At 76.8% G+C, this 15436-nt stretch carries 10 protein-coding genes; 9 read left to right on the plus strand and 1 reads right to left on the minus strand.

Annotated elements, in window-relative coordinates:
• Nucleotides 1-592: 592 nt before the first annotated feature.
• The gene (locus KGD84_RS24795; RefSeq protein ID WP_220562777.1) at nucleotides 593-808 is read left to right on the plus strand and encodes a hypothetical protein; all 216 of its coding nucleotides are present in this window, start codon (nucleotides 593-595) and stop codon (nucleotides 806-808) included.
• 163 nt (nucleotides 809-971) lie between these two features.
• Here KGD84_RS24795 and KGD84_RS24800 read toward each other — a convergent pair whose 3' ends face one another.
• A complete protein-coding gene (locus KGD84_RS24800; RefSeq protein ID WP_220562778.1) occupies nucleotides 972-1982 on the minus strand; it encodes a hypothetical protein in 1011 nt (336 codons plus the stop codon).
• A 379-nt stretch (nucleotides 1983-2361) separates the two neighbouring features.
• Between KGD84_RS24800 and KGD84_RS24805 the strand changes: the two genes are divergently transcribed.
• From KGD84_RS24805 to KGD84_RS24840, 8 genes are all read left to right on the plus strand, one after another.
• Nucleotides 2362-4383: an acyltransferase family protein gene (locus KGD84_RS24805; RefSeq protein WP_220562779.1), complete on the plus strand. Its 2022-nt coding sequence runs from the start codon at nucleotides 2362-2364 to the stop codon at nucleotides 4381-4383.
• A 301-nt stretch (nucleotides 4384-4684) separates the two neighbouring features.
• Nucleotides 4685-5242, plus strand: a complete 558-nt coding sequence (gene grpE, locus KGD84_RS24810; protein WP_220562780.1) for a nucleotide exchange factor GrpE — start codon at nucleotides 4685-4687, stop codon at nucleotides 5240-5242.
• Nucleotides 5239-6870, plus strand: a complete 1632-nt coding sequence (locus tag KGD84_RS24815) for an Hsp70 family protein (RefSeq protein ID WP_220562781.1) — start codon at nucleotides 5239-5241, stop codon at nucleotides 6868-6870. Before grpE ends, KGD84_RS24815 begins: the two co-directional genes overlap by 4 nt.
• Nucleotides 6871-6938: 68 nt before the next feature.
• Entirely contained in the window at nucleotides 6939-10049 is a 3111-nt protein-coding gene (locus tag KGD84_RS24820) for a fibronectin type III domain-containing protein (RefSeq protein ID WP_220562782.1), read from the plus strand.
• Nucleotides 10046-11251, plus strand: coding sequence for a TRAFAC clade GTPase domain-containing protein (locus KGD84_RS24825; RefSeq protein WP_255646785.1), 1206 nt, complete (start codon nucleotides 10046-10048; stop codon nucleotides 11249-11251). The genes KGD84_RS24820 and KGD84_RS24825 overlap by 4 nt, the downstream gene beginning before the upstream one ends.
• Nucleotides 11251-13677, plus strand: coding sequence for a GTPase-associated protein 1-related protein (locus KGD84_RS24830; protein ID WP_260697154.1), 2427 nt, complete (start codon nucleotides 11251-11253; stop codon nucleotides 13675-13677). The genes KGD84_RS24825 and KGD84_RS24830 overlap by 1 nt, the downstream gene beginning before the upstream one ends.
• Nucleotides 13674-15194 (plus strand): TRAFAC clade GTPase domain-containing protein, encoded by a 1521-nt coding sequence (locus KGD84_RS24835; RefSeq protein WP_220562784.1) that lies wholly within the window; start codon nucleotides 13674-13676, stop codon nucleotides 15192-15194. The genes KGD84_RS24830 and KGD84_RS24835 overlap by 4 nt, the downstream gene beginning before the upstream one ends.
• Nucleotides 15191-15361 (plus strand): hypothetical protein, encoded by a 171-nt coding sequence (locus KGD84_RS24840; RefSeq protein ID WP_220562785.1) that lies wholly within the window; start codon nucleotides 15191-15193, stop codon nucleotides 15359-15361. Before KGD84_RS24835 ends, KGD84_RS24840 begins: the two co-directional genes overlap by 4 nt.
• Nucleotides 15362-15436 lie beyond the last annotated feature (75 nt).

A 15436-nucleotide genomic window follows, 5' to 3' on the forward strand; every position in this document is an offset into this window, starting at 1 on the left:
CATCCCGTCGACATTGTTAACCGAACAACAAAAGTGACTGATGTCTGATTCTGCGCAAGTCGCCTTCTCCAGAGACATTACCGGACGACATTCACCCATGCCACCCCGCCATCCACCACCTCGAATAACACTTCCCGGCATATCGGCATCACATGGAGTGATTGCACTCAGTCTGCGGGGTATCAATTTGTCAGCAAACATCACCGGAAGCGAAAATCGGAAAGGAGGTGGGCAGTGGGCCGCCCGACCGCGGCCCGCAGACGCAGGAGGGCCGCCCCGGCGGACCCCGCGAACCTCTGCCTGCCCAGCGAAGGGTGTCGCGGTGACCCGCAGCGAAGCGGCCCCGCCGGACCGGTGAGGGTCCGGGTTCTCACAGGTTCCCCGGTCACGGACCGTCTGACAAGGGTGAGGACCGTTCCGCGCGAGCGCGTCGGCCGACCGTCGAGGACACCCCCGTGCATTGCCGTGCCTCCAGAGACAGCCCCAGCCCCACCGGCCCCACGGCTCCCGTCGGGATCGAGGACCGTTATCAGTCCCGAACCGAACACGGAGCGCACCCCTGTCCAGCACGAGCAGTCCGAAAGGGGCGACCATGACCGAATCGCCGCCCGTCCCGCCACCCGAGCGGCCCGACTCCGAGGACCGGATCAGCCTCCGCGTCGCCGTCATCGCGACGCTGGGCGTCCTGTCCGGGGCCGTGGCCGGGTCCCTGACCTGGCTCGCCCACGGCAACGTCGCGAACGCCGCTCTCGTGGGCCTGGGCACCGTCGCGGCCGCGTACGTGTTCTTCCAGCGGATCATCCACTGAGGAACCGGAGCGGAGAGCCGGGCCCCGGCGCGGACCGTCCTACGCGCCGGGGCCCCTCCGTGTCCGGGGGCGGGAGCCGGGGGCGCGGTCGGGGTCACAGGACGCGGAGCGGACGAGGGCCGCGGGGCGGACGGCGGACAACGGGTGACGAACGCGGGCGGCCTCAGGGGCCGTCGGCCTCCAGGGACTCCGGGTGCCCGGCCCGGATGCGGCGGGCCACCTCGTCGAACCCGCTCCGCTCCAGGACCGCCACCTGGTCGCGGACGAAGGCGTCGCGTTCGGGCCCCGGGGCGAGGGAGTCGATCATCCCGCGCAGGATGGCCACCTGGACGTCCCGCTCGGCACCGCCGTGGTCGCCGTCCTCCTCGGCCGGCCACCAGTAGCTCTCGTACCCCTCGCCGTCCACGTCGCTGCCCGGTCCGGCGCCCGGGGCGTCCAGGTCCTCGTCGCCGTCGTCCTCCAGGTCCGCGGGCGGGGGCAGGGGCGCGTCGGCGGCGCGGGCGGGGCGGACCGCAGGCAGGGGCGCCAGGTCGTCCTCGGCGACCCGGGCGGCCTCGCGCACCGCACGGTCCTTGCGCAGGTCGGCCATCCGGCGCAGCCGGCCGGCGTCGCCCTCCGACAGCCGTAGCTCCACCTCGTCGGCCCACACCACGATCCCGCTGCCCAGGACCGCGTGCTCCACCGCCAGCCGGGCGGCCAGCTCGCACTCGGCCATGCCCTCGTCGGCGGGGTCGCTCTCGCGCACCAGCTCGGCGGCGCGGGTGACGACCGCCAGCACCGCCGGGCCCATGGGGTTGCGCAGCCGCAGGTCGACGGTGCTGGACCAGCGCCAGTGGACCACCGCGGAGAAGTGCAGGTCGTAGTCGTCGGCGGCGCTGGGCAGGGCGACCGGGCGGATCCGCCGGCCGTCCCGGGGGCGGGCGGGCGGCGCCGCGGCGGACCGGGTCCGGCCGTCGTCCCCGTCGGCGTCGGCGCCCGGGTCGATCCCGGGCTCCTCGCCGGAGCGGCGGCCGGACCGCGCGCCCCGGGCCGGGAGGAGGGCGCGGAGAGAACGGAGGGCGCGCGGTTCGAGGGCGACCGCGACCGCCAGGGACACGGGGATCCACAGCAGGCCCCACAGGCCGGTCAGGGGGTAGAGCGCCGCCGGGACGAGCACCGCGGCGATCGCGAGCACGACGGGACGGACGCGGATGACGGGGGCTACGGTGGGCCTCCTCTCGCACACGGCCGCTGGGAAGGGACGCGGGCCCGGGGGTAGGGTCACGGAACGCGGGCCCCGGGCCGTGCGCGCCGCCGACCGGGGACGTTCTCCGTATCGGACCAGTCTGCCCGAGATCCGGAGCGCGTGCGCCGCCCTCCGGGGTTCCGGCGCGGGTGTGGCGAACATCCGGCCACGGGAGGATGTCGCCGCGACCGACATCGGGGGAACAAGAGGGCGCGTGTCGGCCTTCTGTGATCCGGCCCCTCGCATGACATAACAGAATGCGGACACACCTTCCCCCAACGACCGTTCCCCCGCACCGACCCTGTTCCCGCTCCCGGGGAGTCCCGCGATGTCCTCCGCTCCCGCTTCCGCCGCCACGGAACGCCGTTTCCGTCCGGAGGTGCAGGGACTGCGCGCCGTCGCCGTCCTGCTCGTCCTCGTCTACCACCTGGATCCGTCGCTGCTGCCGGGCGGCTACGTCGGCGTCGACGTGTTCTTCGTGATCTCCGGCTTCCTCATCACATCGCTGCTCTACCGCGAGGCGTCGGGGCAGGGCCGGGTCTCCGTGGCCCGGTTCTACGCGCGCCGCGTCCGGCGCCTGCTGCCGGCGGCGACGGTGGTGCTGGTGGTAACGGGGGCCGCGTCGTACTTCCTGCTGCCGGTGACCCGGCTGACCGACACGATGTGGCAGCTGGTCGCCTCGGCCGCGTACGTGGAGAACCTCTACCTGGCGCGGCAGTCGGTGGACTACCTGGCGTCGGAGGTGGCGCCCTCCCCGGTGCAGCACTTCTGGTCGTTGTCGGTGGAGGAGCAGTTCTACCTGGTGTGGCCGCTGCTGTTCATCCTGTGGGCGGCGCTGCGCCGCCGGGGCGCGGGCACCGGGACGCTGGTGGCGCTGCTGGGTTCGCTGCTGGCGGCGTCGCTGCTGTGGTCGGTGGCCACGACGGGCGGGGAGCCGTCGGCGTACTTCCTGCCCACGACCCGCGCCTGGGAGCTGGCGGTGGGCGGCCTGCTGGCCGTCGGCCTGGCCCACGGCCGCCTGTCGGAGCGGGTGCGCCTGCCGCTGGGCTGGGCGGGGCTGGCCGCCATCGTCGCGGCGGCCGTGTTCTACGACGAGGCGACCCCGTTCCCGGGGTGGGCCGCGCTGCTGCCGGTGCTGGGGGCCGCGGCGGTGATCGCTGCCGAGCACGTGCAGGGCCCCCTGTCGGCGTCGGCTCCGCTGAGCACCGCCCCGGCGCGCTGGGTGGGCGACGTGTCGTACTCGCTGTACCTGTGGCACTGGCCGCTGATCGTGCTGGCCCTGGCGGTGACCGGCCGCGACGAGCTCGGCTGGGCACTGGCCGCCGCCGTGGGCACGGCCTCGCTGCTGCTGGCCTGGGCGACCAAGGTGTGGGTGGAGGACCCGGTCCGGGACCACCGCCTGGTCCGCGGCGGCCGGGGCGCCCTGGCCGCCGCGGTCTCGGGGGTGCTGGTGGTGGCCGCGGTCGGCGCGACCCTGTACGTGCGGGTGGACCGCGTCGAGTCGGTGGAGTTCGACCCGAGCGTGCACGTGGGGCCGCAGGCGCTGGGCCAGGCGCCCACGGGCGACCCGGTCTACCCGCCGCCGGTGCGGGCCGAGGACGACGCCCCGGTGCTGTACGACGACGACTGCCAGGCGTCCCAGACGGCGGCGGCGCCCGAGGACCCGTGCGTGTACGGCCCCGAGGACGCCGACCGGACGGTGGCGGTGGTCGGGGACTCGCACAGCGCCCAGTGGGTGCCCGCGCTGATGGGCCTGGGCGAGGAGCGGGGCTGGCGGCTGGTGCTGTACACCAAGTCGTCGTGCGCGTTCACCGACACCATGACCAAGGGCCCCGAGGGCGGCCCGTACGAGTCGTGCCAGGAGTGGAACCGGGCCGTGGTCGAGGAGCTGACCGAGCTGCGGCCCGACCTGGTGGTGACCAGTTCCTCCACCTCGGCGGTCCCGGCGCAGGGCGGCGAGGAGGACCGGGTGCCGATGCTGGCCGAGGGCATGACCCGGCTGTGGGGCGAGCTCGGCGAGGTGTCGGGGCCGATCGTGGCGCTGCGCGACACCCCGCGCCAGCGCCGCGACGTGGTGGAGTGCGTGGCCCGCAACCCCGAGGACCCCGGGGAGTGCACCATCCCCCTCTCGGAGGCGTTCAAGCGCGACGACCCCCAGGAGCGGGCCGTCGACTCCCTGCCCGGCGAGACCGCCCTCGTGGACATGAGCGACCTGTTCTGCGCGGGCGGCGAGTGCCCGGCCGTGATCGGCAACGTGATGGTCTACCGCGACTCGGGGCACATCACCAACACCTACGTCTCGCTGCTCACCGACCACCTCGGCGAACGCCTCGACGAGGCCCTCTCCTGATCCCCGGGTCCCGCGCGGCGCGCTGTGCGGCGCGCCGCGCGGGCCCCGGGCCGCACAGGGCCACCGGCGGCCCCGGGGGTATACGGACGGCCATCGGGAAACCGATAAGTCACTCCCGGCCGCATTTCGGTCGCATTCCGGAAAAGTTCTCCAGAGAACAAAAGGAGACGAATGTGACCTGGGACGCCACACCCTCCACGGGTTGACGTGTTTCCCTTTTTCCGCCACCTCCGCCGGAGTATCCTCGGCAAAAGGAGACCGGTAACGCCACTTGTGGAAATCGGCGGTGAAAGGCGGCCCGATGACGGCGTCCGACGACACGGCAACCCCCGACTCCCCCCGCCCCCTGGAACAGGTCCTCGCCTCCCTCGACGACCGGCTGTCCGCCCTCGACGAGCGCGCCCGGCACCGGGAGTCGGTCATCGACCGCCTGCACGCCGAGAACCGTGAGCTGCGCGCCGGCCAGGACCGCACCCTCTTCGACCCCGTCGTCACCGACCTCGTCCACCTGCACGACCAGCTCGCCCGCGAGGCCCGCGGCCTGCGCGAGCGCGGCGAGGAGCGGCTGGCCGACCTGCTGGCCGGGTTCGCCGACGACACCCTGCTCTCCCTGGAGCGGCTGGGCGTCGAGCCCGTCCACGCCGACGTCGGCGACCCCTTCCGCGCCGACCTGCACCGTCCGCTGGCCACCGTCGACCACCCCGACCCGGCGCGCGACGGCACCGTCGCCGAGATCACCGCCCCCGGCTTCCGGGACACCGTCACCGGGCGGATCCGGCGCCGGGTCCACGCCCGCTTCTTCCGCCACGTCGGCCCGGCGTCCCCCGAGGGGGCCGCCACACCTGGGAAAGGCTCATGACCACCTACGGAATCGACCTGGGCACCACCTACTCCTGCACGGCGTTCGTGGACGGCACCGGCCGGGCCACCGTCACCAAGAACGCCATGGGCAACGACACCACCCCCTCCGTCGTGTACTTCGAGTCCGCCCACAACGTCGTGGTCGGCGAGGAGGCCAAGAACACCGCCCTCCTCTTCCCCGACATGGTCGTCTCCCTGGTCAAACGGCAGATGGGCACCGACGCCCGCTACGAGTTCCACGGCCGGGCCCACGACCCGGAGTCGGTCTCGGCACTGATCCTGCGCGAGCTGGCCCGGGCCGCCGGCGAGCACACCCGGGACAAGGTCGAGGACGTGGTCATCACCGTGCCCGCCTACTTCGGCGTGCACGAGAAGGAGGCCACCCGCCGCGCCGGGCTCATCGCCGGCCTGAACGTGCTGGACGTGGTGCCCGAGCCGGTGGCCGCCGCCCTGCACTACCAGAGCCTGGACTCCGGCTCGGGCGTGCGCCACCTGCTGGTCTTCGACCTGGGCGGCGGCACCTTCGACACCACGGTCATCCGGGTCGAGGACGAGGACGTGCGCGTGGTGTGCACCGACGGCGACCACCGGCTGGGCGGGGCGGACTGGGACCACAAGCTCGCCGACCTGCTGCTGGAGCTGTTCACCGAGCACCACCCGGACCCCGACCCGGCCGGGGACGAGCAGTTCCTCCAGGACGTGGCGTCGGCGGCCGAGCAGATCAAGCGCTCGCTCAGCACCCGCGAGCGCGCTCGGCACAACCTGCGCTTCGCCGGGTCGACGGTGCGCGTGGAGTTCACCCGCGGCGACCTGGAGGCCCTCACCTCCGACCTGCTGGAGCGCACCCTCACCATCACCGAGCGCACCCTGGAGGCGGCCCGCGAGCGCGGAGTGGAGCGGCTGGACGACGTCCTGCTGGTGGGCGGGATGACCCGCATGCCGGTGGTGGCGCGGTCGCTGCGCGAGCGCTTCGGGTTCGAGCCGCACCTGCACGAGCCCGACCTGGCGGTGGCCAAGGGCGCCGCCCTGTTCGCCCTGGTCCGGCAGGTCAAGAACGTCATGGAGGCGCCGGACCGCGACCCCGCCGAGCGCGCCCGCCGGGCCGAGGAGGTGGGCGCCGCCCTGGGCATCACCCGGGAGGAGGTGGAGCGGCTGGCGAACAAGACCGTCACGGGCGTGTCGCCGCGCGCCTTCGGGGTCAAGGCCACCGACGGCTCCGACCCGGTGTTCGCGACCGACCCGGGCCGGGCCCGCCAGTACATCAGCCACCTCATCCGGGCCAACACGCCGCTGCCGGTGACGGTGGAGGACGGGTTCGCGACGGTGTGGCCGGACCAGGAGCAGGTCGAGATCGACGTGTGGGAGCAGGCCGGCTCGGTGGCCTCCGAGGAGCTGGAGCACAACCTCCGGATCGGGGACGCCCTGCTCACCGGGCTGCCCAAGGGCCCGGCGGGGACGCCGTTCCGGATCGAGTTCAGCCTGGGCGCCACCGGGATGCTCGCGGTGCGCGGCTGGGATCCGGCCGGCGGCAGCGAGATCCGGTTCGACATCCGGATCGGCGGGATGGGCGAGGAGGAGGTGCGCCGGGCCCGGGACGCCATCGCGTCGATCCGCACCTCGGGGTGACCCCGGGGCCCGCCGGACGCGGGCGCGGGGACGGTGCGGAGCGGACTGCGGCGAGGGAGCGGACGGCGGTGCCCTGGGACGTACGGGAACGGCGGCGGTACGAGGACGAGGTGCTGGCGGCGGCGCGCACCGGCGGGCCGCCCGCCGACCTGTTCGTGCGCTACGGGGTGGGCCCGGAGCTGGAGCGGCGGCTGGCCGCCGACCCGGGGGCGTTCGCCGCGCACGTCGCGGCGGTGTGCACCTACTGGCGGGGGCTCCAGGCGCGGCGCCGCACCCTGCGCCGAGTCCTGGTGGACCTGGTGGCGGCGCACGAGCGGCTGGACCGGGAGGGCGCGCTCACCCACGCGCACTTCTCCCGGGTGCGGGACGAGACCGCGCGGCGGGCGCTGGCGGAGTGGTCCGACATCGTCGACGGGCTCGCCACCTCCCTGGTGGACCGCTGGTCGCTGCGGGCGATGGCCGGGTCGGTGGGCCTGCCCGAGGCCGAGGCCGAGCACCTGCTGCGGGAGCGGGGCGTGCGGGTGGTGGAGCGCCTGCCGGAGCTGCCGGTGCAGCCGCCGGTGCGGACCTTCCGCAGCCTGCGCGACAACCTGCGCACCCGGGGCGCGGTGTTCTCCCCCGAGGTGGTGTTCGGGGCGGGGCGGCTGGCGGGCGGATTCACGGTGGTGGACGGGTTCCGGCTGGCGGACGGCGGCGTCCTGGACGACGCGGCGCTGGACGAGGCGGTGGCGCGGGTGCAGGTGGAGCCGCTGACCGAGGGCAAGGCGGCGGCGGAGAGCGTGCTGGGCGTGCTGCGTTCCTGTGGCTCCCAGGTCGAGCGCGACGCCGTGGTGCTGTGGGAGGTCGCCGAGGACCTGCGGGCGCGGCCGGCCGAGGTGGGCGAGGCGGCGCTGGCCCGCCCCTGGGTCCGCCGGGGGCTGCTGGAGCCGGAGGCGGCCCTGCTGGCGGCGGCGGTGCGCCGCCGCCCGGCGGGGTCGGACCGGATCGCCCGCGCCGAACGCGAGGTGCGCGACCTGCTCGCCGACGACCAGCTGCGCCAGGCCCAGGCCGCGGCGGCGGACCTGCCCGCCGACCACGGGCTGGCCGCCCAGGTCCGGGAGCGCGCGGCCCGGGTGGACGAGCTGTCGGCCCGGGCGGAGGCGGCGCTGCGCGGGGGCCGAGACGAGGAGGCGGCGCGGGCGCTGGCCGACGCCTGCGCGCTGGCCGCCGACGACGAGGCCCTGGTGGCGCGCCTGGGCGAGGTGCCGCCGCTGCCGCCGCGCGAGGTGCGCGCCCGGGTGGAGGGGCGCGGCGCCGTGGTGGTGTGGCGGCCCAGCCCGAGCCTGGTGGGGCGGATCGGCTACCGGGTGCTGCGCCGGGTGGGCCGCGGCGGCCGGGAGGTGCCGGTCGGAGAGGTGAACGGAACGGAGCTCATCGACCCGGGGCTGCCGGTGGGCGCGGAGGTGCGGTACACGGTGGCGGCGGTGCGTGAGGGGCGGGGCGTCTCCGAGCCGGTCGGGACCGACCCGGTGCTGCTCGCCCCGGAGGTCGCGGACCTGTCCGTGCACGCGGGCGAACGGGACGTGTCGGGGTCGTGGCGGGTGCCGCCGGAGGCGGTCCGGGTGGAGGTGGTGCGCGGCGAGGGCGCCCCGCCGCGGGGCGGCGACGGGGTCCGTGTGGCGACCGACGGGATGGGGTTCCGGGATCCGGACGTGCGGCCGGACGTGGAGTACTACTACCGCGTGCGGGCGGTGTACCTGACCTCGGGAGGTTCGGCCTGCGGCTCGGAGGGGCTGGTGCGCCGGGTGGTGCCGGGCCCGCCCCCGCCACCGGTGGAGGACCTGCTGGTGGTGCCGGACGACGAGGGCGGGTTCACCGCCTCCTGGACCCCGCCGGCCCGCGGGCGCGTGTCCCTGCGTACCGCGCCCGCCCCGCCGCCCTGGCCCCCGGGCGCCCGCGTGCCCCCGGCCGACCTCGCCGCGCACGGCGCCCCCGTGCCCTTCACCGACCCGCCCGCGCCCCCCGGGCCCGGCGGCGCCGGTGGTGCCGCCGAGTCCGGAGTGGTCCGTAGCGGACGGCGCACCGGCCGCCCGCCGGTGACCGCAACGGTGACGCCTGCGCCCCCGCAGACCCCTGATGCCCGCGGGGTACGGGTGACGCCCCCACCGGCGATGCCCGAGCCCTCCTGGACCGCCGGTGCCCCCGGGACGGCTGGAAGCCGCGGGACGGCCGGTGCCTCTGGGACGCTCGATGCCCACAAGGCGATTGAGATATCCGAGACGATCGGGCACCGGGTGATGCCCGAGAGCACTGGTGCCCCCGGGACGGCCGATGCCCACGAGGCGATCGGGACATCCGAGACGACCGGGCACCGGGCGGCGGCCGAAGGACTCGGTACCGCCGGTGCCCCTGGAACGGCCCGGCACGCCGAGACGCCCGGGCACCGGGCGGCGGCCGAGGGATCCGGCACGGCCGGTGCCTCCGAGGGAACGGGCACTGCGCGGTCGGAGCGGGTGCGGGTGGGGGTGGCGCTGGGGGCGGGGACGCACCACGTGGTGGCGGTGACCTCGTGCGGCGACCAGGCCGTGGTCGGCGGTTCCGTGCGGGTGGTGGCCGTGCCCGCCGTGGCGGGGCTGCACGCACGGCGGTTCGGCGACCTGGTGCGGCTGGGCTGGACCTGGCCCGACGAGGCGGCCGCCGCCCGGGTGTCCTGGCGCTCCTTCGGCTCCCCGCAGGGCGGAGAGCGCCTGTGCGAGCGCCCCCGGTACGAGGCCGGGGGCGGGTTCGAGGCCCCCATGGGCCCCGGCCCGGTGCGGGTGGCCGTGCGCGCCGTCGTCGGCGGCGTCCCGGGCCCGCCCGCCGCCCTCACCGTCCCCGGCGGCCCCGTGCTCGACTACCACGTCGTCCCCGCCGGGCTGCTGCGCCGCGACCGGCGGGTCACCCTGGCCGCCCGGACCGACTGCACCTCCCCGCGCGTCGCCGTCGTCTACGCCGAGGGCGGGTTCCCGCCGGACCGCGCCGACCAGGGCCGGGTGCTGGCCGTGTTCCCGTCCCAGCGGCTCACGGCGGGCCGGCGGCTGTCCCTGCGGGTCCGCCCGCCCCGGCCCTCCGGCCCCGCCTGGCTGGTGTGCCTCCCCGTGGGGGACGACCCGGACGGCACCCGGCTGTGCCAGCCCTCGGTGAAGGAGCTCCGCCTTTGACCGCTCTCGACCTGCTGCGCCCGGCGCGCGCCGACCGCCTCGTGTGCCCCTACTGCTACACCCGGCTCACCGAACGCCTCATCCTGTTCCGCTGCACCGGCCGCCCCGGCCCCGACGGCTCCCGGTGCGCCCCCGTCGACGACGCGGCGGTCCGCGCCCACCTGGGCCGCCGCGAGCGCCTGCCGCCGGTGTTCGCCGCCGACGGCCGCCGCCCCCGCGCGGTGTGCCCCGACTGCGGCGCCTCCACCGCGACCCGGGTGTGCGTCACCTGCCACGCGCGGCTGCCGGTGAACTTCGGCCGCATCCCCGGCCGCCTCATCGCCCTGGTCGGCGCCCGCGAGTCCGGCAAGACCGTGTTCATGACCGTGCTCATCCACGAGCTGATGCACCGGGTCGGCGCCCGGTTCCAGGCGTCGGTCGGCGGGTCCGACGACCACACCCGGCACCGCTTCCACACCGACTACGAGTCCCCGCTGTACGACGACGCCCGCCTGCTGGCCGCCACCCGCCGCACCGGGGCGGCCCGCGAGCCCCTGGTGTTCCGGTTCACCACCCGCCCGCGCGGCCCGTGGTCGCGCCGCCCCCGGCACACGCTGCTGTCGTTCTTCGACACCGCGGGCGAGGACCTCACCACACAGGAGAGCGTGGAGACCAACCTGCGCTACCTCGACAACGCCGACGGGGTCATCCTGCTGCTGGACCCGCTGCGGATGCGGGGCGCCCGTGCCGAGGCCGCCCCCGGCACCCCCCTGCCGCCGCCCGAACGCTCCGAGCACCCGCCGCTGGACATGCTCAGCCGGGTCACCGACCTGCTGCTGCACCGGGCGGGCTCGCCCTCGCGGCTCATCCCCGTTCCGATGGCGGTGTGCCTGACCAAGCTCGACGTGTTCCACGACGCGCTCGACCCGGGCTCGCCGCTGCGCCGCCCCCAGCCCGACGCCCCCTACTTCGACGAGTCCGACAGCCGCGACGTGCATGTCCAGATCCGGCGGCTGCTGCACCGGTGGGACGGCGGCCGCATCGACGCGCACATCACCAACCACTACGCCGACGCCCGGTACTTCGGGGTGTCGGCGCTCGGGCACGCCCCCGACGCCGAGCAGCGCCTGCGGGGCGGGGTGCGCCCCTACCGGGTCGCCGACCCGTTCCTGTGGATGCTCGGCGGCTTCGGTGTGGTCCCGTCCCGCGAAGGGCGGTCCTGATGGGTTTCGCGCAGCTCTACTACACCTCGTGCGAGCACGGGCTGTCGGGGTACGCGGGCTACCAGTTCAACGCGGCCACGCCGGGGGTGGACCAGCGGGTGCTGCAGGAGGTGGAGCGGTTCACCGTGTACGAGCCGCCCGGCGGCCGGGTGGAGGAGCACCCGGTGAACCTGTGCTACTCCCCCGACCTGGGCGGGTACCCGGTGGTGAGCCGGATCGTGTCGTGCGGCCCGGACCCGTCGGGGCGGCCGGGCAACTACTTCGCGCACAGCCTGGTGGGGGCGGGCGGACCGCTGGCGGCCGAGCTGTGGGACGCCGACTTCTGGGTGTCGGCCCCGGTGTCCGACCGCGACCTGCCGGTGCTGGAGGTGCCCGGCGGACCGCTGGGCCGGGCGCGCACCGACTCCTGGGTGCGCCGCCGCCCGCCGGAGCTGGTGGTGCGGCTGCTGGCGGCGGTGGACGCCGCGATCGCCGGGGGGCGGCCGGTGGTGCTGGTCGCCGACAGCGCGACGGTGGCGCACTGGGTGGCGGCGCTGGCGCACCTGCTGCCGCCGGACCGGGCCCGGGCCATGGCGTTCTCGACCTACTGCGCCAGCCCCCAGGAGACGTTCGCCCACGTGGTGGGGGTGCCGCCGGGCGTCGACCTGGAACCGCTGCGGGGCCGGTTCACGGTGGTGGACCCGGTGGTGGGCGCGCTGGACGCGCTGCCCGCCCCGCCGCCCGCGAGCGGGGAGGCGGCCGCCCGGGCGGTGACGGCGGGGACGCGCGGGGCCGAGCGGCTGTGGCGGGCGGCGGGGCGCCGCGCGGGCGGCCGGGAGGCCTCCCTGGCGGACTGGCACCCGGTGCTGGTCGCCACCGAGCTGCTCGCCGCCCCGTCCGCCGCCCCGCCCGGCGCCCCCTCTACAGGTGTGACGGCGGCGGAGCTGCGCGCGGTGCGCGCCTGGCTCCCGGCTGCCGTGGAGTGGCTGCCCGCCCGGGACGCCGCGGCGCTGGCCGACCGGGTGGTCGACGACGGGGCGGCCGACGCCCGCGTGCTGGCCGACCTGCAGAGGGTGGCGCACCGGACGGGTTCGCCCGCGCTGATCGGCCGGCTGGACCGGCTGGTGGTCCACCGCTGCCTGGACGGGATCGTGGCGGGGGCGGCGGCCCCGGCCGCGCTGCCGACGCGTTCCGAACCGGTGCGGGAGGCGGCGCGGGAGCGGATCGCCGACCTGCTCTCGGCGCCGTTCCCCGGCTCCGCCGCGCCCGGCCGGGACGGCGTTCCGGAGTGGACGCCGCCGGAGCGGGCGGTGGAGCTGCTGCGCTGGTCCCGTGCCTGCGGCCTGGTCCCGTCGGCCCTGGCGCTGGAGCGGTACGGGCACGGGGTGGTGGGCCCGCTGCTGGCGGCCGCCCCGCCGGGGGACGCCCCCGGACCGGCGGTCGAGGCCCTGCTCTCCGCCCACCCGGAGGTGCGGCGCGGGGCCGCGGCCCGGCTGGCCGACCTGCCCCGGGACCGGCTGGGCGAGCTGGCGTGCGGCCCGGTGGGCGCGCTGTTCACCGGGGACCGCGACGGCGGGGCGCTGCTGCGGGAGCTGCGGCGGTTGGGCCTGGACGGGCGGGAGGACCCGGCCCGGCTGCTGGAGGAGGTGGCCGTGATCCGCGTCGGGGGCCGGGCGGCGGGCTCCCCCGGGGTACCGGCGCACGACGTGGACGCGGCACTGTTGGACGAGGTGTGGGGGCGCGGGCACGGCCCCCGGGCCGCGCTGCGCACGCTGCGGGTCCTGGGGACGGGGGTGCGGACGGCCCCGGACGTGGCGGGGTGGGTGTGCGCTCCGCTGCTGGCCGCTCCCCCGGTGGGCGCCGAACCCGCCTGGCACGCCCTGGCCGAGGAGGTGGCGGGCCACGCGCTGCGCGGGGGGATCCCGGCGGAGGCAGAACGGGTGCTCGGCGACCGGGCGGCCCTGGAGGCGGCCCTGACCGCCTGGTCGCGGACGGTGGAGTCCGGCGCGGCCGACGCCCCCGGACCGTGGCCCCTGCTGGCCCGGTCGCACCCCACCCCCGTCGACGTGTCGCTGCGGGCCGTGGCCGCGCTGCTGCTGGACCGGTGGGGGCCGCCGACCGCGGCGCGGGTGCTGCGGGACTGCCCGGAGGAGGTGTTCGTCGCCTACCGGGAGGCGGCCGCCCACCGCCTGTGCGACGACCCGCCGGACACCGGCGCCGCCGCCCGCGTGTACCTGGCGGCGCTGCGGTCGGGGCTGGGCCCCGGGCGGGCGGCGGTCGTGGAACAGGAGGTGCTGCTCCCGGCCCTGGCGGGCTGGGGGCGGCGGAACACCGGGCGGGTGCGGCGGCGGCTGCCGCGCGGGGAGGCCGCCGGGTTCGACCTGTGGGTGCGCGGGCACCGGTCCCGGCGCGGCCTGTTCGGGGTCCGGGGAGGTGACCGGGTGTGAGCGGCGTCCGCGGACACGACGGCGGTGCGGCCCGGCCCGAGGCCGCCCTCCTGGGCGTTCTCCTGCTGGTCTCGGTGGGCGCGGTCGTGGTGCTGCTGCGCTGGTGGATCCTGGCGGCGGTGGTGAGCCTGCTGGTCGGCACGGGGGTGCTGGCCGCGGTGGCGGGCCTGGTCGTGCTGACGTGGCTGTACCTGCGGGAGGTGCACCGGGTCATGCTCGGCGGCGACCACCCCGCCGAGCCCGTGCCCGACGGCCGAGAGGAGCCGGCCCACCGCGGGTACCACGGCGGCCCGGCCTGGTGGGACCTGTGCGCGGCGGTGCGGCGCACCTGGCGGGCGTCCGCGCTGTGGGGCGTGCTGCTGCTCCCCCACGTCACCGCCCACGCCCTGGTGGTGGGCGCCTACCTGGCCGCCGCCTGGTCCCTGGCCGGGGCGCTGCGTCTGGTGGACACGGGGCTGCGGACGGTGCGCCGGATCCGGATGGTGTGCCCGGAGTGCTACCGGCGGCTGCCCTACCCGGCCTACCTGTGCGGCCGCTGCGGGCGTCGGCACGACCGGGTCCGCCCGGGCGCGCGCGGCCTGCTGCGCAGGCGCTGCCGCTGCGACCGCACCCTGCCCACCCTCATCCTGCTGGGCGCGGCCGACCTGGAGACGCTGTGCCCGCACTGCGACCGGCCGCTGGAGCACCGGCCCGGGGAGGCGCGCGAGTTCCTGCTGCCGCTGTTCGGCGGCACGGGGGCGGGCAAGACCCGGCTGGCGGCGGGACTGCACCTGGCCCTGGAGCAGGCGGCCCGGCACGGGTCGGACTCCTACCTCGAACCACTCGGCGAGGAGGCGGCGCGGCTCTCCCGCGAGGGCGCGCGCGTGTCGGCCCCCGACCACCGCACCCGCCCCACCCCGCCGGGCCGCAAGGTGCGCGCGGCGACGGCGCGGCTGGGGGCGGGGCGCCGGGCCCTGGTCCTGCAGGTGTTCGACGCCGCCGGGGAGCGGTTCAACCGCTCCGCCACCACCGAGGAGCTCGCCTACCTGGGCGAGGCGTCCACGTTCGTGCTGGTGGTGGACCCGCTGGGGATCCCGGCGGTGTGGCGCTGCCTGACCGCCGCCGAACGCGACCGGCTGGCCGGGGAGCGCTCGCACACCCGCGACCCGGAGCTGGCCTACGGCACGGTGCGCGACGAGGTCGAGCGCGGCCGGCGGTCTCCCGAACGCGGCCCGAGCGGCCGGCTCGCGGTGGTGGTCACCCGCGGCGACCTGGTACGCGGCACCTCCGTGGACCCGGGCGCGGCCCCGGTGCGCGAGTGGGCCGAGCACCGCCTGGGGCTGGGCAACCTGCTGGCCCGGGCGGAGGCGGACTTCGGGACGGTGCGGGTGTTCCTGACCTCGGCGGTGGCCGGCCCCGACGGGCGGGCCGACCCCAGCCTGCACGGGCTGGCGGCCTGGCTGCTGCTCCCCGAGGGTCGGGCGTTCGCCGAGCTGGCCTGCGGCCCGGCGCCCGCCGCGGCGGGCGGCGCCCGGTGACCCCGCCGCCGGTCCCGCGCGGCCACCGTGCGGCGCGCCGGGCCATCGCCGCCGCCGTGTACGTGCTGGCCGTCGCCCTCACCCTGGTCCTGGCCGCCGCGCTCGTCCACGCGGGCACCGACATGGTCGTGCGCACCTGGGAGTACGCCGCCCACCGCGCCCGCTGACCCGGGCCGGCCCCGGTCCCCGGGCGGTCCGCGGCGCGCAACGGGGCGACCCGGCGCCCCGGCCGCGCGCGGGCG

The organism is Nocardiopsis changdeensis (assembly GCF_018316655.1).
Taxonomy (GTDB): domain Bacteria; phylum Actinomycetota; class Actinomycetes; order Streptosporangiales; family Streptosporangiaceae; genus Nocardiopsis; species Nocardiopsis changdeensis.

Bases quoted from the DNA above. Each gene is read 5' to 3' on its own strand.
- KGD84_RS24795 (WP_220562777.1), top strand. From the start codon at position 593: ATGACCGAATCGCCGCCCGTCCCGCCACCCGAGCGGCCCGACTCCGAG.
- KGD84_RS24805 (WP_220562779.1), top strand. From the start codon at position 2,362: ATGTCCTCCGCTCCCGCTTCCGCCGCCACGGAACGCCGTTTCCGTCCG.
- grpE (WP_220562780.1), top strand. From the start codon at position 4,685: ATGACGGCGTCCGACGACACGGCAACCCCCGACTCCCCCCGCCCCCTG.
- KGD84_RS24815 (WP_220562781.1), top strand. From the start codon at position 5,239: ATGACCACCTACGGAATCGACCTGGGCACCACCTACTCCTGCACGGCG.
- KGD84_RS24830 (WP_260697154.1), top strand. From the start codon at position 11,251: ATGGGTTTCGCGCAGCTCTACTACACCTCGTGCGAGCACGGGCTGTCG.